The organism is Paraburkholderia megapolitana, assembly GCF_007556815.1.
Taxonomy (GTDB): Bacteria; Pseudomonadota; Gammaproteobacteria; order Burkholderiales; family Burkholderiaceae; genus Paraburkholderia; species Paraburkholderia megapolitana.
Genome location: NZ_CP041743.1, coordinates 2,037,752 through 2,059,645, shown reverse-complemented (window position 1 = coordinate 2,059,645; position 21,894 = coordinate 2,037,752). Strand labels below are relative to the sequence as shown.

The window sequence follows — 21,894 nt, the reverse complement described above, 5'->3', positions numbered from 1 at the left end:
ATCGCGCGCGGCGAGTGAGGTAAGCGAGGAAAGTGAGGTAAGCGCCGTTCAGCGCTCGAGGCGCGGTAACGCGAGCGTCGCGCCCGAGTCGCGTTGTGTGAGCGCACGCGCAACGACGCCGAGCGCGTCGTAGGCAAGCACGGCCAGCAGCCCGACGATCATCCCGCCTTGCAGGATGAACGCCGTGTTCGAGGTTTGCAGACCCGCGATGATCACATCGCCGAGTCCTTTCGCTGCCACCGTCGAACCGAGCGTCGCGGTGCCGAGATTGATCACCACCGACAGACGGATGCCCGACAGGATCACCGGCAGCGCGAGCGGCAGTTCGATCGACAGCAACTGGCGCAGCGGACCCATGCCCATGCCACGTGCGGCTTCGACGGTTGCAGCCGGAATGTCCTTGAGACCGGTAATCGTGCTCTCGAACACCGGCAGCAATCCGTACAGGATCAGCGCAATCAGCGTCGGCTTCACACCGAAACCGACCGCGGGCACCGCGAGCGCCAGCACCGCAACCGGCGGAAAAGTCTGGCCGATATTGACGATGCTGCGCGCAAGCGGCAGAAATTCGGCGCCCGCTTCACGCGTGACGAAGATCCCGGCGAGCAGCGCGATCACGGTCCCCACGAGACTCGCGCCGCCGACCAGCGCAAGATGCGCAAGCGTCAATCCAAGCAGGCTCGAGCGATCGTAGATCACAGGTGCGCCGTTCTCGGCGAGCGGCGCGAAGAGCGGCGCAAACCATTGCGGGCGAACCAGTAACGCGAGCAGTATCGCGAGCGCGAGCAGGCGCGAGGTCCGTGCGACGAGTTTCATCTCGGCCGCCCGGCGCGCGCGAGAATCGACGCGAGCGATACGCGGGTTCGCACGCTGCCGTCGGCCTGTGCTACCGGCAGGCTCTGCGTACCGCGCCACAGCAGTTCCGACAGCGCATCGCGCAGGTTCTGCGTACCGGCGATCGGCGCGCCATCGGCGGTACCGGGTTCGGCGATTTCATCGACCTGGGTCAGCGACAGCAAACGCAGCGGCCGGTCGGTACCGGCCACGAGTTTCTCGACGAAGCCAGGTGCGGGACGTGCGAGCAATTCGGCGGGCGTGGCAGCCTGTAGCACGCGGCCGCCGTCCATCACCACGATGCGATCGCCGAGGAGCAATGCCTCTTCCATATCGTGCGTGACGATCACCACCGTGATGCCGAGTCGCCGCTGCAGCGCGAGCAGATCCTCCTGCGCCTGGCCGCGGATGATCGGATCGAGCGCGCCGAACGGTTCGTCCATCAGCAGGATCGCGGGTTGCGCAGCCAGTGCACGCGCTACACCCACCCGCTGCTGCTGACCGCCGGACAACTGATGCGGAAACTTCGTACCGTACGTATCGGGATCGAGCTTGAAGAGCTCAAGCAGTTCGCGCACGCGTGCGTCGATGCGTGCCGTCTCCCAGCCGAGCAGACGCGGCACGGTCGCGATATTGCGAGCGACGCTCCAGTGCGGAAACAGCCCGTGCCCCTGGATCACATAACCGATGCCGCGCCGCAACTCTTCAGCGGGCACGCCGGACGTATCGCGTCCATCGATGCGGATCGTGCCGCTCGTCGGCGCGATCAACCGGTTGATCATGCGCAGCAGCGTCGACTTGCCGCTGCCCGATGTGCCGACGAGCGCGGTGATCGTGCCGCTGCCGATCACGAGCGAAACGTCGTCGACAGCGACGACATCGCCGAAGCGTCGACTGATCTTGTCGATTTCAATCATGCGCGATGTCCCTTGATGAATTCGGTCGCGGCGTCGAAGACAACGGCCGCGCTCAGTGCAAGCCCGATAGTCGGGGCGGCGCCGAGCAGCACGAGATCGATGGCCGACTGGCCGATGCCCTGAAACACGAAGGTGCCGAAGCCGCCACCGCCGATCAGCGCGGCGACGGTTGCGAGTCCGATGTTCTGAACCAGCACGATGCGCACGCCGGTCAGCACGACCGGCAACGCGAGCGGCAGTTCGACCGAGCGCAGACGCTGACCCGGTGTCATACCCATCGCGACGGCGGCTTCCGCCGTCTGCGGCGGAATCTGCCCGAGACCGACGACGACACTCGCCGTCACCGGCAGCAGCGAATAGAGAAACAGCGCGATCAACGCAGGCGCAACGCCGATACCGCGAATACCGAGTGCGGCGGCAAGCGGCACGTGGGCGGCGAGCAGCCCGAGCGGCACCATCATCAGCCCGTACATCGCGATGCTCGGAATGGTCTGGACAATGTTCAGCACCGGCAATGCGACCGCACGCAGCGCAGGCAGTTTCACGCACGCGATACCAAGCGGCACGCCAAACGCGACAGCCGCCGCAACGGAGCCCACAACCAGCTCGATGTGGCGCGCAGCTTCCTGCCAGAAGTTGTCCGCGTGCACCGCGTATTCCTGCATCACCGACAGGCCGTCCCATCGGCCGCTACCGAACAGCGCAGCGAGCGCGAGCCATGCGAGCGCGAGCACCGCGAGACGCGGTGCGGGACCGGGCGACAGTTTCGCGAGCGCGTCGGTGACCAGCATCGAGAACGCGAACGTGAGGATCCAGAAGCCGCCTGACGGCGACACACGGGCGAGCGGATGTTCGTCGGTGACGAGATGCGCGGGCGCGTATCCGACCAGCAAGGCGAGCCCTGCCAGCAGCGCGATGCCGACCACGAGCCGTAACGCGGCACGGCTACGCAGCAGCGCGAACAACGCGGCAGCCGCGAGCACCGCAACCGCAACCCTCGCCTCGCCGACGCTAAAGGTGTCGAGCAGACTGAGCCCTTTGCCCGACACGATCCGGTTCGCGCGAAACGTGACGAACGGTTCGAACGCGAGCGCTGCGGCGATCAGTATCGCGATCAGCGCACCGACCCGATCGACCTTGTCGACCAGCAGCGTGCCGCCAGTGGTACGTCGCCCGGCAAACGCAAGCGCCTGCGATTTATGCGTCTGCACGTTGCCTCCCGGGCCCGCCATTACTTGACGAAGCCTTTCGCTTTCAGATAGCTCGCCGCCACCGCCGCGGCCGGTTCGCCGTTCACCTGGATACGGCCATTCAGCGTTTGCAGCGTCTTCAGGTCGAGGCTCGCGAACACCGGCTTCAGATACCCGGCGATCTCCGGATGCGCCTTCAGCACCGCCTCGCGGATCAGCGGTGCGGGGGCGTAGACGGGTTGCACATGACGGTTGTCGTCGAGTACCACGAGACCGGCTGCTTCGATCGCGCCGTCCGTGCCGTAGACCATTGCCGCGTTAACCTTGTCGGTCTGTTCGGCGGCCGCCTTGATCGTTGCCGACGTGTCGCCGCCCGACAGCACGAGCAGTTGATCCGGTTTCAGCGTGAAACCGTAGGTCTTCTCGAACGACGGCAACGCGCCCACGCTGTTCACGAATTCAGCCGATGCCGCGAGCTTCACCTGACCGCCCGCCGACACCCATTTGCCAAAGTCGCTAAACGTATGAATATTGTTGGCCTTCGCTACGGTGCCGAGCAGCGCAACCGCCCACGTGTTGTTCGCCGGCGCCGGCGCAAGCCAGACGATGTGATTGGCCGCGTAATCGAGCTTCGCCGCTTCTTCATAACCCTTCGCAGCGTTTTTCCACAGCGGATCGTCGCCCTTGTTGAAGAAGAACGCCGCGTTGCCCGTGTACTCCGGATAGATATCGATCTCGCCGGTCGTGATGGCCTTGCGCACGATCGGCGTAGTGCCTAGGCCGATCTTGTCGGTGACGGCGATGCCGTGCGACTTCAGCACCTGCGCGATCAGATTGCCTAACAGATTGCCTTCGGTATCGATCTTCGATGCGACCGTGACAGTGTCGGCGGCATGCGCCCCGATCGAGGCCAGTAGAAGCAGCGCTGCAACGCCCTTGAGGGTGGGGGTGTATTTCATCGGTACCGTCGCTCCAGCGAGTGGAAGTTTCGTATGGGCAGCCGGTGCCTGCGATGCAGCGACGACCCGGGGACAACGGGCGCGCGCACTGTCCACGCGACAGACAATCGGCTGCAGTAGCTGCGCAGAATAGCGAGGGTGGGATGCGGCGCAAACCAACAAATTCAGATTTCCAAATGGTTGCGGCTGCAAACGGTACCCATCGATCTACCCGGCGTAAAACTAGAAAGCATTTCAGATCTATGTGGTTTGCAAGTCAAATTGGTGCCACGATAATCCGCCGAGGTCAAGAACAACCCTAGAACAACCACAAACAATCACAACGGATTATCGATGAAAAAGACACTCGCCGTCGCGGCCCCGTTCCTCGTTGCCGCATGCGCGGCGCATGCCCAAAGCGCCGTCACACTGTACGGCATCGTGGAGGACGGTGTGGATTTTGCCAGCAATGTCAATGGCAGCCATCTGGTCCAGACGGCCTCGGGCGTCACCGCGGGCAGCCGCTGGGGCGTACGCGGCACCGAAGATCTGGGCGGCGGGCTCAGCACGATCTTTCGCCTCGAAAGCGGCTTCGACATCAATTCGGGGCGCCTCGGCAGCGGCCTCGCGTTTTCGCGTAATGCGTACGTCGGTATCCAGAGCGAACAGGTCGGTACTGTGACGCTCGGGCGTCAGTGGGATTCGATCGTCGACTATGTCGAGCCGTATACGCTGAACGGCAACATCGGCGGCTATTACTTCGCGCACCCGAACGACATGGACAACACCGATAACGGCTTCCCGATCTCGAGTGCGATCAAGTACCGCAGCCCGACCATCGCGGGCTTCACGTTCGGCGGACTGTATGCACCGGGTGGCATCGCCGGCCAGTTCTCGAACAACGCGGTGTACAGCGCGGGCGGCACGTACTCGATCGGTGCGTTCAGCGCGGGGATTGGCTATCTGCGCATCAACGATCCGGAAGTGTCGACCCAGGGCTATCAGAACTACCCGGGCTTCACCAACGCGGTGTACGGCAACTTCCTCGCCAACGCGCGCGCGCAGAAGGTGTTCGGCGTCGGCGCGTCGTACCGTGTCCTGACTTCCCTGCGTCTGCTCGCCGATTTCACGAACACGATCTTCCAGCAGGGCAGCGCCGGTCACGATGCGACGTTCCAGAACTACGAACTGTCGGGAATCTACAACCCGACATCGGCGGTGACGATCGGCGCGGGCTATACCTATACGACCGGTCGCGATCATGCGAGCGATGGCGAGCCGAAATACAGCCAGTTCAATCTCACCGTCGAATACGCGCTATCGAAGCGCACGTCCGTGTATGCGCTGGGCGTGTTCCAGAAAGCCGCCGGCGATGCGACCGTGGCGCAGATCGCCGGGTTCAATCCGTCTTCGAGCCAGAAGCAGGCTGTCGGACGGGTCGGGATTCGTAGCATTTTCTGAGCGGCCTGCACGACGAGCCCTTCTTAATCGAGCCCTCGCGGCTCGATCAACCCCGCGAAGCGGTCGGCCAGCGCCGCCCGCGAGCGATGCGGCCACACCGCGCTCAATTCGAAGCGCGGCAGCGTCGCGCCGTCGCTGACCTCGCACAGCCGCACGCCGTTGAACTGCAGCGTGCGCACCGAATACGGCAAGAGCGACACACCGCAACCCGCGGCTACGCAGGCCAGCACGGTCAGCGAGCGGTTCGCGTCCTGCACGATCTCCGCCTCGTGCCCGGCCTGACGGAACGCACTCAGGATACCGGCGCGTATCACCGGCAACTGCTCGTGCGGAAACCACACGAGCCCGTGCTCCGATAACTCCTGCAACGTGACGCGGCCATCCGGCCCGACCGGAAACGAAGCGGGCAGCACCGCCACGAGACGCTCGCGGGCAATCAGCTTCTCCCGCATCCGCCCGCCTACCGCAACGGGCGTGTGCAATAGCCCGATATCGATTTCACCGCGCTCGAGCGCACTCACCTGCTCCGCGTTGCTCATTTCACGCAGCGCGAGCGCAACGTCCGGCACCGCGGCGCGCAACGCCGCCAGCGCGCGCGGCAGCACGTCGAACAGCGCCGCTGATGCAAAACCCACCGTCAACCGTCCGCCGCGCTGCGCACCGATTTCGCGGGCGCGGTGCGAAGCGGCGTCGATACGCGCGACGCTGAGCCGCACGTCGTCGACGATCGCGAGACCGGCCGGTGTCAACGCCGCGCCCCGCCGCGTGCGCGTGAACAGCTTGACACCGAGGTCCCGTTCCATGCGGGTCAGCGCCTGGCTCAACGCCGGCTGCGCGACGCCGAGCGTATCGGCCGCGCGCGTCACGCTGCCCGCATCGGCGATCGCGAGGAAGTATTTGAGGTTGCGTGTTTCCATGTTCTCGATATACGAAAGACATATGAAAAATGATCTTTCTCATAATACAACGCTATCCCGTGCGTCCCTAGAATGCGGAGACAAGGCGGAGTCGCCGCGGTTCGCCCACAGCGCGAACCGATAACCAGGAAGGTACGGAGACAGGATGAACTGGTATCGGGATATTTCGACGGCGGAAAAGCGCACGTTGTGGGGCTGCTTTGCGGGCTGGGCACTCGACGGCGTCGACACCCAGCTCTTCAGCCTCGTGATTCCGACGCTGCTCGTCACCTGGGGGATCGGCAAGGGTCAGGCGGGGTTGATCGGCGGGGCGACGCTCGTGGCTGGCGCGCTCGGCGGGCTGCTGGCGGGCTGGCTTTCCGACCGGTACGGACGCGTGCGCGCGTTGCAGATCACGGTGATCTGGTTTTCGCTGTTCACGTTTCTCAGTGCCTTCGCGCAGAACTTCGAACAGTTGCTGGTGCTGAAGGCGCTGCAGGGGCTCGGCTTTGGCGGCGAATGGACAGCAGGTGCGGTGCTGCTTAGCGAGACGATCCGCGCCCAGCATCGCGGCAAGGCGATGGGCATCGTGCAGAGCGCATGGGGCTTCGGCTGGGCTGGGGCTGTACTGCTGTACACAGTAACGTTCACGTGGATATCGCCCGAGTGGGCATGGCGCGTGCTGTTCGCGATCGGTGCTGTGCCCGCGCTACTGGTGCTGTATGTACGCCGCTCGATTAAAGAGCCACCACGCGCACCCGTACTGCGCGATCCAGGGCAGGTCCGTGCGACCGCGTCGCATATCTTCGATCGCTCGGTCATCCGCACGACGATCGTCGGTGCACTGATCGGCGTCGGCGCGCATGGCGGCTATCACGCGATCACCACGTGGCTGCCGACCTATCTGAAGACCGAGCGACATCTGTCGGTGCTCGGCACCGGCGCGTACCTCACGGTCATGATCACGGCGTTCATCGCCGGGTGTTTCGTCAGTGCGTGGCTACAGGACCGCATCGGCCGACGCAGGAACGTGATCCTGTTCGCCGTATGCTGCGCGGCCACCGTGAACCTGTACACCTTCCTGCCGATGGGCAACACCGCGATGCTGATCCTGAGTTTCCCGCTCGGGCTCTTCGCAGCGGGGATCCCGGCGACGCTCGGTGCGCTCTTCAACGAGCTCTATCCGCAGGGAATACGCGGTACCGGTGTCGGCTTCTGCTACAACTTCGGGCGCATCGTATCGGCGGGATTTCCGGTGCTGGTCGGACACATGGGCAACTCGATGCCGCTCGGTTCGGCGCTCGGCATCGATGCGGGCATCGCCTATGGGCTCGTCGTAGTCGCGGCGCTGATGCTGCCCGAAACCAAAGGGCGCAAGCTTGCTGCGGCGGAGCCTGCTGGTTCCGCTGCGTCTACGGCATCGAATGCATCTGCGGCGCCGGTGGCGCGGCGCGTGTGATTCCGGTGTCGATCTCTCTTCCTCTCATGCAATGACCCAGAGTCCCGTTCTTCCCGCGTTTGACGCTGCCCGCTCTGGCGACACCCCGGCCACCGCGGTCGCGCGCTGGTATCGCACGGACCCGGTCTGCATCACCGCCGTCGATACGCACGCGCATGTATTCGTGCGCGGCCTGCCGCTCGCGCCGCAGCGCCGTCACGCACCCGACTACGATGCGACACTCGCTGACTACGTCGCCCATCTGTACGCGAATCGCATCTCGCATGCCGTACTGGTGCAGCCGAGTTTTCTCGGCACCGACAACAGCTTTCTGCTCGACGTGTTGCGGCGTTATCCGCGGCGCTTTCGCGGTGTCATCGTGGTCGATCCCGCGATCGACCACGAGCAACTCGCGATGCTCGCGCGTGCCGGCGTAGTCGGCATCCGGCTGAATCTGCTCGGTCTGCCGCTGCCCGATCTACGCGATGCACGCTGGCGGGCGCTGTTCGAACGGATCAACGCGTTTGGCTGGCATGTCGAGGTGCATCGCGAAGCGGCCGATCTGCCGCAGATTGTCGGCGCATTGCTCGACGCGGACTGCACCGTGGTCGTCGATCATTTCGGCCGCCCCGATCCGCTTGTTGCCGCCGACGATCCGGGCCTGCGCTTCCTGCTTGGCACTGCGTCCAGCGGGCGCGTGTGGGTCAAGCTGTCCGCGGCCTATCGCAGTGCCGTCGACACCGACGGTATGCAACACGGACAGCGGCTCGCCGCGCTGCTGCTCGAACACTTCACGCCGACGCGCCTTGTCTGGGGTAGCGACTGGCCGCATACGCAGCACCAGCATCTCGTCGATTACGATACCACCTGTGCGGCGCTCGCGCAGTGGGTGCCGGAGCGCGAGGCACGCGAAACGATCCTTGTAGGTTCGCCGCGCCGGCTGTTTCGTTTCGATTAGCTGTTCAGCGGTAGCAGGACGATACGCAGCAACGCAAAGGCTGGCTGCGCGATACCCGAGGACCGCGTCGTTGGGTATCGCACAGCCAGCCTGCGACATAACAAATCAAGGAGACACGCTCATGGCTAAAGCGCTCGCCGAGGCAATCGTGCCGACCATCGGATCGACCGCTTCGCCGGTTCGAATCCGTTCGATCGTCGGTGGGCTCGCCGGCAATCTGATCGAGTGGTACGACTTTCTCGCGTACAGCATCTTCTCGATCTATTTCGCCCCCGCGTTCTTCCCCAGCGACAAACCCACCGTGCAACTGATGAACACCGCCGCCATCGCCGCGGTCGGCTACATCGCGCGACCGCTGGGCAGCTGGCTGATCGGCCTGTACGCCGACCGGCGCGGCCGCAAATCGGCGCTGACGGGCTCGGTGCTGGCGATGTGCATCGGCTCGCTGATGATCGCGCTCACGCCCGGCTACGCAACGATCGGTGTGTTCGCGCCGCTCATGTTGATCGCCGCGCGTTTGCTGCAAGGGCTCAGCATGGGCGGCGAGTACGGTACCAGTGCGACCTATCTGAGCGAGATCGCGCCCGCGAACCGGCGCGGCTTCTACCTTGGCTTTCTGCAGGTCAGTGTGGTGGCGGGACAATTGCTCGCGCTCGGGCTGATGCTGCTGATGCAGCACGTGCTGCTCACTGCTGCGCAGATCGAACGCTGGGGCTGGCGCATTCCGTTCGTCGTCGGTGGGGCGCTCGCGCTGTTTGCACTTTATATGCGCCGCAACGTGGTGGAAACCGAAGCGTTCACGCACGGCGCGCAGCATGCCGGTTCATCGGTTGCGCGCGAGATGCTGCTGCACTGGCGGCAGATCCTGCTTGCTTTAGGCATCACGGTTGGTGGAACTGTCGCGTTCTACACCTACACGGTGTACATGCAGAAGTTTCTTGTGAATACCGTGGGGCTCGGTAAGGAGACTGCAACGTTCGTATCGGCGGGAGCGCTGCTGCTCTATATGCCGCTGCAGCCGCTGTTCGGCCTTGCATCGGATGTAGTCGGACGGCGACCGGTGCTGATCTGCTTCGGCGTCTGCAGCACGCTGTTTTCGGTGCCGCTCTTCAATGCGTTGAGCCATACGCATAGCGCGACTACGGCGTTCCTGCTGTCGTTCGCGGGGCTCGTGATGCTGAGCGGTTTCACTTCTGTCCACATGCTCGCGAAAACCGAGCTGTTTCCGGTGCGCATCCGCGCGCTGGCGGTTGGACTGCCGTATGCACTGACTACCGCGATACTGGGCGGCACCACCGAGTTCGTCGCGCTGCGCTTCAAGGCAGACGGCCATGAAGCGTGGTTCTACTGGTATGTGACGGTGTGGGCGGGGATCTCGCTGCTTGTGTATCTGGGGATGCCGGAGACGCGGTTTCGTGCGGTGGGTTCGGCGGCGTAGCGGGTATGCAGTGAATTTGTGTCGGACTCCCGTTGTGTGCGGTGTTCAGAACTCGAGCGGCTCGATATTTACTTGTTTCGCGTTGCGGGCCAGCACGTCATCGAGCGTCGCGATGACGCCGGCCCTCGCATCCAAAGCAGAGGCAAGGTGCAGCGCATCACCCGCTCGAAGTCCCGTTGATGCATCCAGAGTCAGTGCCGCCGCGCGATGAAAAGTAGATGGCTCTACCGGCAATAGCCGCAAATCCCCGGTACAAAGACGCTCGAATGCCTGCCATGCCGACGCGCCTTGCTCAGCAGATATTTGCGCTGTCCGTTGCTTGATGCCAAGGGCACTGGCAAATTCGGTCACACACCAGGCCGCCGAGGCCAGTTCTTCGGAACACGTCGCATACCAACGCGCAATCGCAGCGCGGGTCGGCTCGTTCACGCACAGCGCCACCAGCACACTCGTGTCGACATACACCATCAGTAGCGTGCTCCGCGCCGCAGTTCTTCAATGACGGACTCCGTCACCGGCATGGTGTCGTGCATCTTTTCCAGTTCCCGAACGAACGCGGCGCGGTCCCACTTCGCGGCACGAATGCTGATGCCGCCATCGGCGGTCAAGTCTGCCTGTACGTGGTCGCCTTCCTTGATTCCAAGCCGACGTACATAGTCGGCGGGAATGCGTAGCGCGAGACTGTTGCCCCATTTTGCGATTTGCAGGTCCATCGAATCCCTCATGTATATACATAAACGTATATACATTGTAGCAAACGATGCACTGCTTGCAAGACTCGTCGGCTCGTCCGGAAGTACTAGGCTTGTTCTGTCGTCCTCCCGGGTTCCACGCAAGCGCTCTGCCTGACGTGGCGATTACTGCTTCGGATGCCGACGAGGACGATTCATACGTATTCCATTGAGCGCGATTTCTTTTTCACCAATCGCTATAACGATTCAGCATAATTTACTTTGCGCTTTCTTATTATTACATAATCGAATTGAACGATTTTTCAAAATTTTTCAAATTCCATCAAAAAAAGTTTGACAGTGGGTTATCTGCCTTATATCTTTTGATCACCCAATTTCCCACCGATCATCTCTCTTGATCAGTCGCCGCATTTTCCGATGGGGTTTTCCCGCAGATAATGCGACGCGCATGGCTGCCGGTCCGGCATTATCTGGCAAAGCTTTTATATTCACCGAATGCTTTCATTCCGACGAGGGTAGCGATAACTCGTTGGCGCTTGATATTTATTTGATGATTGACGATACAAAGCCATCCCATCGATATCATTAATATTATTTTCGGCTATGTAAATATGATTTCCCGATATCTGGAGAGATCACGATTGGCAGCGAATCGCCTCGCCCACGGCCCCTTTGGAGAATGTGCCAGACATGAACTGACCTGAATCTCGAAGTTGATCTGCTGATGAGAAATATCCAGCCAGCATGACACTCATTGCAAAGATTGAAATAACCGGTTTTGATTGACGGATGAATCAGCACGCCATTATGTCTTCACACCGCAGTCACCGGATTATCTGAGCTTCACATTTCCCACTACGGAGACGTTCAATGTCACCCTGAACCTACCCATCACCTTCCTGAGTTACGCGTGGAAATTCAATGCTTCCAATGACAGTTATCCGGGTCGATTCATAATATCCGTATATAACCGCATCGGTTCGTCGTCACTATTCTGGAGCTTACCAATGAAGAAAGTTACGCACGTCGACAGTACGTTTTCAAAGGGCTTTACCAAAGCACTCCTACCGTTGGCTATCGCTGCGACGCTAATACCCCTCAGCGCGCAGGCCGCGAATACTTCGAATAACTGGGTCGCAACCCGGACCGGCGCTTTCCTGCAGGCCGCGGCGCCATCCGCCAATACGGCTACGCAGTCCGAAGCCCAGAGCACCGCGACGAAAACGGGCGCCTTTACGCTCGGCGCCAGCGCTGCCACCGGAGTCGTGAATGCCCTTGTTACGCCTCTCGAATTAAGCCAGCCACTGCATATCACGGTGGTCCTGAAAAACCGCAATCAGGATCAACTCGACACTTTCCTGCGCGAACTCGCGCAACCGGGCAGCCCGAATTACCGTCAATTTCTGAAGCCGTCGCAGTTCAAAGCGCGCTTCGCGCCCACCGATGCCCAGGTTCAAGCCGTGGTCGAGCATCTGCGCGCCAACGGTTTTAGCAACATCCAGGTATCGGCGAACAACAAGCTGGTTTCCGCAGAAGGCAATGCCAATAACGCGCAGAGCGGTTTTCACGCAAGCCTGAAGCGCTTTAACTATCGCGGCAAACAGGTCTACGCCAACGACTCGGCAGCGTTGATTCCGGCGTCGCTGGGCTCGACTGTCGACGCCGTGCTCGGCTTGCAGAACGCCGTCGTTCCGCACAAGACGATCCACCGCGTGCTGCCTGGCAGCGCTGTTGCGCGTGAAGCACACGCGACGACCAACGCCGCCGCATCGCAGGTCGCCCACCAGCCGACCGACTTCGCGACGATCTACGACGCAGCCAGCTTGCCGGCCGCGAGCAACACCACGGTGGGCATCATCACCTGGGGTGACATGACCCAGACCATCTCGGATCTGAACACCTTCACGCAGAACGCCGGACTGCCGACCGTCAATACCTCGACGGTTGCCGGCGGTCAGGGAACGCTCGCCGACGACGGCGACCCGGCCGAATGGGATCTGGATAGCCAGGACATCATCGGGACGTCCGGTGGCGTGCAACAACTGATCTTCTATGCAGCGGTCAACGGCGACAGCCAGGATAGCGGCCTGACCGACGCGACCTTGACGGCGGCCTACAACAAGGCCGTCACCGACAACGTGGCGAAGGTCATCAACGTCTCGCTCGGTCTCGACGAAGCATCGGCGAATTCGGATGGCTCGCTGCAGGCTGACGACTCGGTCTTCCAGCAAGCGGTCGCACAAGGCCAGATCTTCTCGGTGTCCTCGGGTGACGCGGGCGTGTATCAGTGGTCCACTTCGCCGCAGGGCGCGCCGGGCTATATCGGCACGAACGACGGCAGCGGCGTCCAGACGACGATCAACCTGTCGCAGTACAGCGTCTCGTCGCCGGCCAGCTCGCCTTATGTCGTGGCCGTGGGCGGCACGACACTGTCGACGAAGAATACGACGACGTGGTCTGGTGAAACGGTGTGGAACGAAGGCACGGCATTCGCCGACCTCGACTCCAATGGCAACCCGGTCGACGATGCCGTGCGCATCTGGGCCACGGGCGGCGGCGTAAGCCAGTACGAAACGGCGCCGAGCTGGCAAACCACGGCACTGGGTTCGTCGGTGACCAAACGCGTCTTGCCGGACGTCGCGTTCGATGCGGCTTCCGCAACGGGCGCCCTGATCGTCATCGATGGCCAGGCGGGTCAACAGGTGGGCGGTACGAGCCTCGCGTCGCCGATTTTCGTCGGCGGCTGGGCGCGCGTGGAATCGGCGCACAACAACAGCCTGAGCCTGCCAACGTCCGGCTTCTATCAGACGTTCCCGACCACCACGACGTCGATCCATGACGTGACTTCGGGCAACAACGGCTACGGCGGCAAGGGCTATAACGCCAAGGTCGGCTGGGATGACACCACTGGCTTCGGCAGCCTGGACTTCGGCAAGCTGAGCGCGTCGTATGGCCAGTAAGCAGTAACGCCGTGCCCGCTGTTCGCTCCAAACGGATTGAATAGCCGGGTGCCGGCAATGATCCGCAGTCTCGAACACCCCTTTTCGAAGGGGTGTTCTGCTTTATGGCTGGATCGCACTCGACGATCTCGCCGCTTTCTCCGCACTACGCTTACGCTGCGCCGTCACCGAACTTGCGTCGATAAGCGCCAGGACTCGTCAATGCAATGCGACGGAAATGCCGGCGCAACGATTCCTCCGAACCGAAGCCCGCCCGCTCGGCAATCCGCGCCATCGGCAGGCGCGCATGCGTTTCCAGCAACTCGCGCGCAATCGCTACGCGCTCGCGCAGCAGCCATTCGTACGGCGCCATACCGGTAGCGTCGCGAAACTGGCGTTGCAATGTGCGCGGGCTCATCGCGGCATGCTTTGCCAGCGAATGCAGCGTATGCGGCAACGCCGGGTTCACGCGCACCCAGTCCATCAGTTTGGCGAGGCGCCCGCTGTCGTCGGCGGGTAACGGACGTGGGAGGAACTGCGCCTGCCCGCCCTCGCGATGTGGCGGCACGACCAGACGTTGCGCGACGCGATTCGCAATTGCACTGCCGTAGTCGCGGCGCACGAGATGCAATAGCATGTCGATCCCCGCCGCCGATCCCGCCGATGTAATCACCTGCCCTTCATCGACGTACAGCGCATCGGGTTTCACGTTCAGTTGCGGGTAGCGCTTTTGCAGCTTCTCCGCATAGCGCCAGTGCGTCGTCACCGTCTTGCCGTCGAGCACTCCCGCGGCGGCGAGCACGAACACACCGGAGCAGATCGAGCAGAGCCGCGCGCCGCGTCGATACGCCGCGCGGATCTTGCGCAGCAGCGGCTCGGGAGGCGCTTCATCGGGGTCTCGCCAGCCCGGTACGACGATCGTCGCGGCGCGCTCGAGCATGCGCAGCGTATAGGGCGCCGCGACGGTAATACCGCCGGCCGCGCGAATCGGACCGGGCTCGCTCGCGCAGACCGCGAACCGGTACCACTCGACATCGAGTTCCGGGCGCTCCAGCGCGAACAGTTCGGTCACGCATCCGAATTCAAATGTGCAAAGCCGATCGTAGACAAGGGCAACGACGAGATGACGGTCCATGGCGCGATGTTACCGGAGATTGTCGATTACGCCACTGCCGTGGGTTGCTGTTGCGACGCAAAATGATCACTCGATATCGTTCATCGGAACCCACATCATGTCGACTCTTTCAGCCAACGCCGTCACCGCAATCCCCGCCGCGGAAAGCACCGCCGCCCTCGCCCACTTCCAGGCATCGTTGCAATTCGAAACCGACTGCTCCGACGTCGCCGGTGCGCTGTCGTCAGGATCGCCGGGCTTCGTGCTGCTCGACGTGCGCAGTCCTGCGCTCTATGCGCAGGGCCACGTGCCGGGCGCAGTGAATCTGCCGCACGGCAAGATCGTCGTATCGAAGCTGCTCGACTATCCGTCCGACACGCTGTTCGTCACATATTGCGCAGGCCCGCACTGCAACGGCGCGACGCGCGGCGCGATTCGTCTTGCGCAGCTTGGGCGGCCAGTGAAGATCATGTCCGGCGGCGTTACGGGCTGGCTCGACGAGGGCTTTGAACTCGCACGTGCGGCTGGCGGTTGAGCGCGTTGCGTTGAGTAACGCTGCGTTGCCACACGCTAAGGCGAGCCACCGGCGCTCACCCCGCCACCAGCTTCTCGAGCCGACTCTGCAACTCATCGGTCGCGCAGGTCATCGGCGCGCGCAACTCGTTGCGCAGCCATCCCTGCGCGGCCAGTGCGGCCTTCACCGGGCCGGGGTTGGGCTCGGCGGTCAGCGCGCGAATCAACGGCGCAAGCGTATGAAAAATCGCGCGCCCTTCGTCGAGTCGTCCAGCCGCAAGCGCGCGATACATCTCGACGAAGCGCTCCGGCCGCAGATGCGCCGACGCCGCAATCGCACCGCTACCGCCGATACACAACGTGTGAAAAATATCGAGGTCATCGCCGGCCAGCACCTGCAACCGCCCATCGAGTATCAACGTCAGCGTGGTATCGGCCGAACCCGCGCAGTCCTTAACGGCTTCGATCCGCGGATGCGCGGCGAGCGTCAACAACGTTTCGATTTCTAACCGCACACCGGTGCGATACGGAATGTCGTACAGCACGAGAGGCTTCGTGCTCAGATCCGCGAGTCCCGCAAAGTAATCGACGAGACCACGCTGCGCGGGACGAATGTAGTACGGCGCGGACACGAGCACACCGGCCACCGGCAGATCGTTCAACTGGGCGATGCGTGCGCGCACGCTCACCTCGCGGTTGCCCGATACGCCGACCAGAACCGGCAACGATAGCGGGCCAGCGGCCGCCAGTACCGTCGCGAGTACGGCGTCCTGCTCACGCGCATCGAGCGCGGCGGGCTCACCGGTCGTGCCGAGCGCGACGAGACCCGACACGCCTGCATCGGCATACAAACGTACCAGCCGGCGCAACGCATCGTGATCGACCGCGCCGTCGGCAAACGGCGTAACGATGGGAATCCAGATACCCGAAAAAATAGACATGACTTAACCTCGAACGCGACCGTATCGGTTCCGTTCAGCGGTGCGGGGGAAGCGGTGTCGAGGAGAGAAAACGCGGGCCTTGACTGGCTGTTCCGTCGCACATCTGACGACGGAACAGCTGGCTCCGGTCAGATGAGCAGCTGTTTTTTTGCTTTGGCGCCCACGGCACCGGTGGCTCCGTACGCGCACACGCGGCCTGCCATGGCGGCAGGAAGCAGGTTGCGGGAGAGGTGGGGAGCGTTTTGCATGTCGGGCAGTGTACCAGGATTTCGCGTTTGCACGCAAAACGGGCTTGACTTCCCGTCCGGTCGAATTAATATACGCATCGCGTACATAACCACGACCGAGAGGTGCCCGCATGAGCGTCCCGCAACAAGCCTTCCTTCGCGACGCGATGCGCCGCCTGAACATGACCCGCGACGGCTTCGCGACCCGCATCGGCGTGACGCGACGGGCGCTCGACACGTGGTTGCTGCCCGACGACTCGCAGGAATCGCGAGCCATGCCGGAGATCGTCGAGCGCTTCGTGTCGGAAATCGTGGTGCACGGCGAGCCTGGCGATAAATATACGCAGAGCGTAGACTCACAGTCGCTGGCGAGCCAGATGCTGTTCGAGGGCAAGCCGCAGTTGCTGTCGGTCGATCAGTTCTCGCGCGACTCGGTCGAGGCGCTCTTTCGCGTCGCGGACATCATGCAGCCGATCGCACGACGCCGGAAAATCTCCCGCGTTCTGGAAGGCGCCGTGCTCGGCAATCTGTTCTTCGAAGCGAGTACGCGAACGCGCGTGAGTTTCGGCGCGGCGTTCTGCCGGCTCGGCGGCTCGGTGTGCGATACGACAGGCTTCACGTTTTCGTCGATGGCCAAGGGCGAGTCGATCTACGACACGAGCCGCGTGATGAGCGGCTACGTCGATGCGCTCGTAATCCGCCATCCGGAACAGGGATCGGTGGCCGAATTCGCGCGCGCGACCAACGTGCCGGTGATCAACGGCGGCGATGGCCCCGGCGAACACCCAAGCCAGGCGCTGCTCGATCTGTACACGATCCAGCGCGAGTTCTCGCGGCTCGGCAAGATTGTCGACGGCTCGCATATCGCGCTGGTCGGCGACCTGAAGTACGGGCGCACCGTGCACTCGCTGGTCAAACTGCTGTCCCTGCATCGCGGCATCAAGTTCACGCTGATCTCGCCGCCGATGCTCGAAATGCCCGCGTACATCGTCGAACACATTTCGCGCAACGATCACGTGATCGAACAGACACACGATCTCACTGCGGGCCTGCGCGGCGCCGACGTCGTGTACGCGACGCGCATCCAGAAAGAGCGCTTCACCGACGAATCGTTCGAAGGCTATACGCCCGACTTCCAGATCAACCAGGCGCTCGTCGACAGCGTGTGCGGCCCGGAAACGCTGATCATGCATCCGCTGCCGCGCGACAGCCGCCCCGGCGCCAACGATCTAAGTACCGACCTGAATCACGATTCGCGTCTCGCGATCTTCCGTCAGACCGACAACGGCATCCCGGTGCGTATGGCGATCTTCGCCGTGCTGCTCGGGGTCGAGAAACTGGTCCAGCATTCGATGCGCGACGCCGCGTGGCGCGCGCCCGCGTACCTCGGTCCCGACGATGCCGTGTTTCACGGCATCGACTGACTCGACACCGCCGCGTGGTGCTACAGCGGCTACTGCGCGAGCGGTTCGAGCCCGCTGCGGGTGATCACGGGCGCCGCGGCCGGCGACGCGAGGAAGTGGATCAACGCCTGCGCACCGGCCGGATCCTTGCTGCCAGCAGCAATGCCGGCTGAGAACGTCGTGTATTGCTGCACGTCGTCCGGCAGTTTGCCGACCACCGTCACACCCTTCACGGGCAACAGTTCGCTCACCTGCTGAAAGCCGATCTCCGCCTCGCCGCGTGCCACGACGTTGCCGACCGGCTCGGCGGGAATCATCCGGCTCTTGCCTTTTACCTGCGCCTCGATGCCGAGTTTTTTGAACAGCTCGTTGCCCACGTAGACGCCGCTCGCGCTGTCCGAATACGCAATCGATTTCGCCGCAAGCAGCGTCTGCCGCAACGCGTCGTCGGAGTGGATGTCGGGTTGCGGCGCGCCTGCGCGCACGGCGATGCCGATCGGCGAGCGCGCGAAATCGACCTTGCTGCCTGGCACCACCTTGCCGGCCTTGATCAGATCGTCGAGCGCATAGCCGACCATGATCAGCACGTCGGCCGGTTCGCCGCGTGCGAGGCGCACCGGGATCGCGTTTTCGGTCGTACCCATCGACGGCCCCCACGCCGTGGCCAGCGTATCGCCGCTCGCGTGTTCGAACTGCGGGCCGAGCTCGCGGTAGGCCGCCGCAAAACCGCCGGAGATCATCACCTTGACCTCGTCCGCGTGCGCTGCGCCGATCGTGCCGAACCATGCGCAGCAGATTGCGCCGAGCGCCAATGCGCCGAATCGTGTTTGCCGTGTCTTCACCGCTGCTGTCTCCAGTCTGTGTTTTCGTATCGACCCAAGCTGCCGGTACGTCGTGCTTCGCGCATCGGCAGCCAGCGGCGATGGTACCCGACACAGCCTCAAGCCCGCAGCGACCCCGCCACGGCCACCGTGCATTGCAGCCCCTGCATGTTGCCCGCCGCATCGATCGCGGATTCGAGCGCGGTGAACGGAAACTGCTTCAACTCGACCGCCTCCAGCGATAGCTGCCGCGATTTCACCAGCGCGACCAGCGCCAGATAATCGGCTGCCGTGTACATGAAGTTGCCGATCAGTTCCCAGTTGTTCAGCAGCATCTCGCCATACGGCACCGGCAGATCGACCAGCATGCTGCCCATCAGCACGAGTCGCCCGTTGCGGCGCAGGCTGCGCAACGTGGCAAGCGTCGCGTGCGGGTCGGACGCCTGCCCGACCATATCGAACGCGAGATCCGCGCCGCCGTCGGCGGCCGCGCGGATGGCGGCGACATCGCGCGCGGCGTCGCCGCTCAGCACGACCGGTACGACGCGCCCGGCACTGTGCGACGAAAGCGCCTGCAACGGCTCGATGCGGCGCCCGAGCGCCACGACGCGGCTTGCGCCGAGTGCGAGCGCAGCCAGCACCGCCGCCGAACCGAAGTAGCCGGACGCGCCATTCACGACGATCGTTTCGCCGGCCTGCAGATGACCGCGCCGCAACCCGCCGAACGGCACCGCAAACTTGCCGAGCGCGGCAAGACGCGCGGAGTCGATGTCATCGAGACCGTCGAGCGCAATCAACGTCGAGGCGGGAAACTCCGCGAATTCGCGCAGCGTGCCGTGCGGAAACTCATCGAGCATCGGTGCGCTGTCCCCGCTGATACCGGTCAGCCCGATCAGCACCTGAGCGGGCTCGCGTACCGTTTCGTTGGCGATCCAGTACGGATTCACCGCGACGCGCTGGCCCGCGCGAAACGCCAGTACGCCATCGCCCACCGCGGCGACGCGCCCCACGCCATTGGTGCCCGGCGTGAACGGCCCGGGCGGAAACGCGTACGGCAGCTTGCCTTCCAGGTACGCCCGCGTGTAACTCAGGAGCGGCACGGCTTCCATCTGCACCAGTACCGCACCGCGGCGCGGCGCGGGCGTGTCGACATCGCGCAGCGCAAGCGGCTGACCGGGTTTATCGAGCATCCAGGCTTTCATCGGAATTCCCCTTCGTGGTTTCGATCAAGACTCAAGACGATTGAACTCTAGAGGCTCGCTACGTATTCTTGAAATCAATTACCCATATAAGACCCATCAACATGATTGATCTGCGCGGTATCGATCTGAACCTGCTGGTGTCGCTCGATGCGCTGTTAGCCGAATCGAATGTGACGCGTGCGGCCGAGCGTCTTCATCTGACGCAGCCCGCGGTCTCGACGCAACTGGCGCGCCTGCGACAGATCTTCGGCGACCCGCTGCTGATCCCCGCGGAAACCGGCCGCGGCATGACGCGCAGCACGCTCGCGCTCGAACTAATGGAGCCGCTGCACGCGGCGCTGAAGAATCTCGAAGCCGTGGTACGTCATCAATCCGCTTTCGATCCACACACCGACGCGCGCCGCTTCGTCATCGCCGCCAATGACAACGCGACAGCCGTGCTCGGACTCGAACTGATGGAGCGCCTGCCGACGCTTGCCGGCCCGGACGTGCGCATCGCGTTCGTCGTCGCCGATCAGCCGTCGACAACGGGCCGACTCGAACGCGGCGAAATCGATCTGCTGCTCGGGTCCGAGCGGATGGTGCCGGCTTCGATGAAGGCCCGCAAACTGTTCGACGACCGCTTCGTCGTCGTGCAACGCAAGGGGCATCCACGTGGCGCCGCACCGCTCGATCTCGATGCGTACTGCGCGCTGAATCATGTGCTCGTGTCGACGAGCGGTGGCAGTTTCCATGGCTTCATGGACGAGCATCTCGAACCGCTCGGACGTTCGCGTCGCGTCGTGCTGTCGGTCCAGCATTTCACGCTGGTGCCCGAACTACTCGCGCATACCGATTACGTTTCGACCATGCCCGCGCGTTTTGCCGAACGGCATCGCGAGCGTCTCGATGTGTTCGATCTGCCGTTCGAGGCGCGCGGTTTTACGCTGTTCGCCGCATGGCATCCGCGCAATCACGCGGACCCGTCGCTCGTCTGGTTGCGCGACACGCTCGCACAAATTTCCGGCGAATGGCAGCCGGATGGCGCGCAGATGGCGGGCCTGTAATCCATCGCGTTCGGGCCCCGCACGCGCTTTACTTTCCACTTCGTTGAGCGCAACGTTCACGTCTGACGCGCGGCACCGAAATTGCTGATTCGAATCGTTGTGCTGCGGCACATTGAAAGATCGATGCTGCCGCAACCTGCATCGATCTTTCATGGAGCAAGCAGAACGTCATGTCCAGTCATTCCGATCGTCAGAATCCGGGCGACGCGCCCGGCACATCTTCCGCAGAAACTTCCCCCGTGCCCGAGCAACCGTCGCGACGACGCTTCCTGCAATCGGCGGCGGCTGCTGCTACGGTGGGCGCCGTGCCGTATGCGCACGCGCAGACTCAGCCCGCTGCCGAATCGGCCAAACCGCCGGCACCGGTACCGCCTGTCACGCATCCGCCCGTGCCCGCGCGTGCGGTAACGCTCAAAATCAACGGCCGCGACTACACGCTGCAACTCGAACCGCGTGTCACGCTGCTCGATGCACTGCGCGAATACGCGGGACTGATGGGTACGAAGAAAGGCTGCGACCGCGGACAATGCGGCGCGTGCACGGTTATCGCCGGCGGCCGGCGCATCAATGCGTGTCTCACGCTGGCCGTGATGCACGACGGCGAAGCGATCACCACGGTGGAAGGACTCGCACAGGGCGATGCACTGAGTCCGCTGCAACGTGCGTTCATCTCACACGACGCGTTTCAGTGCGGCTACTGTACGCCCGGTCAGTTGTGTTCGGCGACCGCGCTGCTCGGCGAATTCGCTGCGGGCACCGCGAGCACCGTTACTGCCGATGTACGCCGACGCCCGCCGCAACTGACCGATGATGAGATTCGCGAGCGCATGAGCGGCAACCTGTGCCGCTGCGGCGCCTATCCGAACATCGTGGCCGCGGTGCGCGCGGTCCACGCCGGCACGACCGGCGACGCGTAAGGAGACCCG

General features: G+C 63.2%; 20 protein-coding genes. 9 read left to right on the top strand and 11 right to left on the bottom strand.

The genetic code is table 11. The annotated features are described in order from the left end of the window. Positions 1-48: 48 nt before the first annotated feature. From FNZ07_RS08665 to osmF, 4 genes are all read right to left on the bottom strand, one after another. Complete coding sequence (locus FNZ07_RS08665; protein WP_091015554.1) at positions 49-816, bottom strand: ABC transporter permease; 768 nt, start codon at positions 814-816, stop codon at positions 49-51. Continuing rightward, positions 813-1,751, bottom strand: a complete 939-nt coding sequence (locus FNZ07_RS08660) for an ABC transporter ATP-binding protein (RefSeq protein WP_091015551.1) — start codon at positions 1,749-1,751, stop codon at positions 813-815. Before FNZ07_RS08660 ends, FNZ07_RS08665 begins: the two co-directional genes overlap by 4 nt. Then, positions 1,748-2,902, bottom strand: coding sequence for an ABC transporter permease (locus FNZ07_RS08655; protein ID WP_245811628.1), 1,155 nt, complete (start codon positions 2,900-2,902; stop codon positions 1,748-1,750). The genes FNZ07_RS08660 and FNZ07_RS08655 overlap by 4 nt, the downstream gene beginning before the upstream one ends. A gap of 80 nt (positions 2,903-2,982) precedes the next feature. Further along, a complete protein-coding gene (gene osmF / locus FNZ07_RS08650) occupies positions 2,983-3,900 on the bottom strand; it encodes a glycine betaine ABC transporter substrate-binding protein OsmF (protein ID WP_091015544.1) in 918 nt (305 codons plus the stop codon). A gap of 333 nt (positions 3,901-4,233) precedes the next feature. Here osmF and FNZ07_RS08645 point away from each other — a divergent pair, with 333 nt between their 5' ends. Beyond that, positions 4,234-5,340 (top strand): porin, encoded by a 1,107-nt coding sequence (locus tag FNZ07_RS08645; protein WP_091015541.1) that lies wholly within the window; start codon positions 4,234-4,236, stop codon positions 5,338-5,340. Between the two features lie 23 nt (positions 5,341-5,363). On the opposite strand, the gene FNZ07_RS08640 is transcribed toward FNZ07_RS08645, so the two are convergent. Next, on the bottom strand, positions 5,364-6,257 hold the full coding sequence (locus tag FNZ07_RS08640) for a LysR family transcriptional regulator (RefSeq protein WP_091015539.1): 894 nt from the start codon (positions 6,255-6,257) through the stop codon (positions 5,364-5,366). 145 nt (positions 6,258-6,402) lie between these two features. On the opposite strand from FNZ07_RS08640, the gene FNZ07_RS08635 reads away from it, so the two are divergent. From FNZ07_RS08635 to FNZ07_RS08625, 3 genes are all read left to right on the top strand, one after another. Continuing rightward, positions 6,403-7,695, top strand: a complete 1,293-nt coding sequence (locus FNZ07_RS08635) for an MFS transporter (protein ID WP_091015537.1) — start codon at positions 6,403-6,405, stop codon at positions 7,693-7,695. 31 nt (positions 7,696-7,726) lie between these two features. Continuing rightward, positions 7,727-8,632, top strand: coding sequence for an amidohydrolase family protein (locus FNZ07_RS08630; RefSeq protein ID WP_091015534.1), 906 nt, complete (start codon positions 7,727-7,729; stop codon positions 8,630-8,632). A 121-nt stretch (positions 8,633-8,753) separates the two neighbouring features. Further along, positions 8,754-10,070, top strand: a complete 1,317-nt coding sequence (locus FNZ07_RS08625; RefSeq protein WP_091015532.1) for an MFS transporter — start codon at positions 8,754-8,756, stop codon at positions 10,068-10,070. Between the two features lie 45 nt (positions 10,071-10,115). Here FNZ07_RS08625 and FNZ07_RS08620 read toward each other — a convergent pair whose 3' ends face one another. Together FNZ07_RS08620 and FNZ07_RS08615 are read right to left on the bottom strand one after the other, a co-directional pair. Next, positions 10,116-10,538 carry a type II toxin-antitoxin system VapC family toxin gene (locus FNZ07_RS08620; protein ID WP_091015530.1) on the bottom strand — a complete coding sequence of 141 codons (423 nt, stop codon included), beginning with the start codon at positions 10,536-10,538 and terminating at the stop codon, positions 10,116-10,118. After that, positions 10,538-10,783 (bottom strand): AbrB/MazE/SpoVT family DNA-binding domain-containing protein, encoded by a 246-nt coding sequence (locus FNZ07_RS08615; protein ID WP_211367811.1) that lies wholly within the window; start codon positions 10,781-10,783, stop codon positions 10,538-10,540. The genes FNZ07_RS08620 and FNZ07_RS08615 overlap by 1 nt, the downstream gene beginning before the upstream one ends. Positions 10,784-11,769: 986 nt before the next feature. On the opposite strand from FNZ07_RS08615, the gene FNZ07_RS08610 reads away from it, so the two are divergent. Further along, on the top strand, positions 11,770-13,722 hold the full coding sequence (locus FNZ07_RS08610; RefSeq protein WP_091015527.1) for a S53 family peptidase: 1,953 nt from the start codon (positions 11,770-11,772) through the stop codon (positions 13,720-13,722). Positions 13,723-13,873: 151 nt separating this feature from the next. On the opposite strand, the gene ftrA is transcribed toward FNZ07_RS08610, so the two are convergent. Beyond that, positions 13,874-14,836 (bottom strand): transcriptional regulator FtrA, encoded by a 963-nt coding sequence (ftrA, locus tag FNZ07_RS08605; RefSeq protein WP_091015526.1) that lies wholly within the window; start codon positions 14,834-14,836, stop codon positions 13,874-13,876. Positions 14,837-14,933: 97 nt separating this feature from the next. On the opposite strand from ftrA, the gene FNZ07_RS08600 reads away from it, so the two are divergent. After that, positions 14,934-15,350: a rhodanese-like domain-containing protein gene (locus tag FNZ07_RS08600; RefSeq protein ID WP_091015918.1), complete on the top strand. Its 417-nt coding sequence runs from the start codon at positions 14,934-14,936 to the stop codon at positions 15,348-15,350. 55 nt (positions 15,351-15,405) lie between these two features. On the opposite strand, the gene dapA is transcribed toward FNZ07_RS08600, so the two are convergent. Beyond that, positions 15,406-16,269 (bottom strand): 4-hydroxy-tetrahydrodipicolinate synthase, encoded by an 864-nt coding sequence (gene dapA, locus FNZ07_RS08595; protein WP_091015524.1) that lies wholly within the window; start codon positions 16,267-16,269, stop codon positions 15,406-15,408. A 358-nt stretch (positions 16,270-16,627) separates the two neighbouring features. On the opposite strand from dapA, the gene FNZ07_RS08590 reads away from it, so the two are divergent. Continuing rightward, positions 16,628-17,920, top strand: a complete 1,293-nt coding sequence (locus tag FNZ07_RS08590) for an aspartate carbamoyltransferase (RefSeq protein WP_091015522.1) — start codon at positions 16,628-16,630, stop codon at positions 17,918-17,920. Positions 17,921-17,949: 29 nt separating this feature from the next. Here the strand turns inward: FNZ07_RS08590 and FNZ07_RS08585 are convergent, their stop codons facing one another. Then, entirely contained in the window at positions 17,950-18,741 is a 792-nt protein-coding gene (locus FNZ07_RS08585) for a substrate-binding domain-containing protein (RefSeq protein ID WP_407670685.1), read from the bottom strand. A gap of 98 nt (positions 18,742-18,839) precedes the next feature. Then, complete coding sequence (locus FNZ07_RS08580) at positions 18,840-19,922, bottom strand: zinc-binding dehydrogenase (protein WP_091015520.1); 1,083 nt, start codon at positions 19,920-19,922, stop codon at positions 18,840-18,842. Positions 19,923-20,023: 101 nt separating this feature from the next. Between FNZ07_RS08580 and FNZ07_RS08575 the strand changes: the two genes are divergently transcribed. Both FNZ07_RS08575 and FNZ07_RS08570 read left to right on the top strand, forming a co-directional pair. Continuing rightward, complete coding sequence (locus tag FNZ07_RS08575; protein ID WP_091015517.1) at positions 20,024-20,968, top strand: LysR family transcriptional regulator; 945 nt, start codon at positions 20,024-20,026, stop codon at positions 20,966-20,968. 170 nt (positions 20,969-21,138) lie between these two features. Then, a complete protein-coding gene (locus FNZ07_RS08570; RefSeq protein ID WP_091015514.1) occupies positions 21,139-21,885 on the top strand; it encodes a 2Fe-2S iron-sulfur cluster-binding protein in 747 nt (248 codons plus the stop codon). The last annotated feature ends 9 nt before the right edge of the window (positions 21,886-21,894 follow it).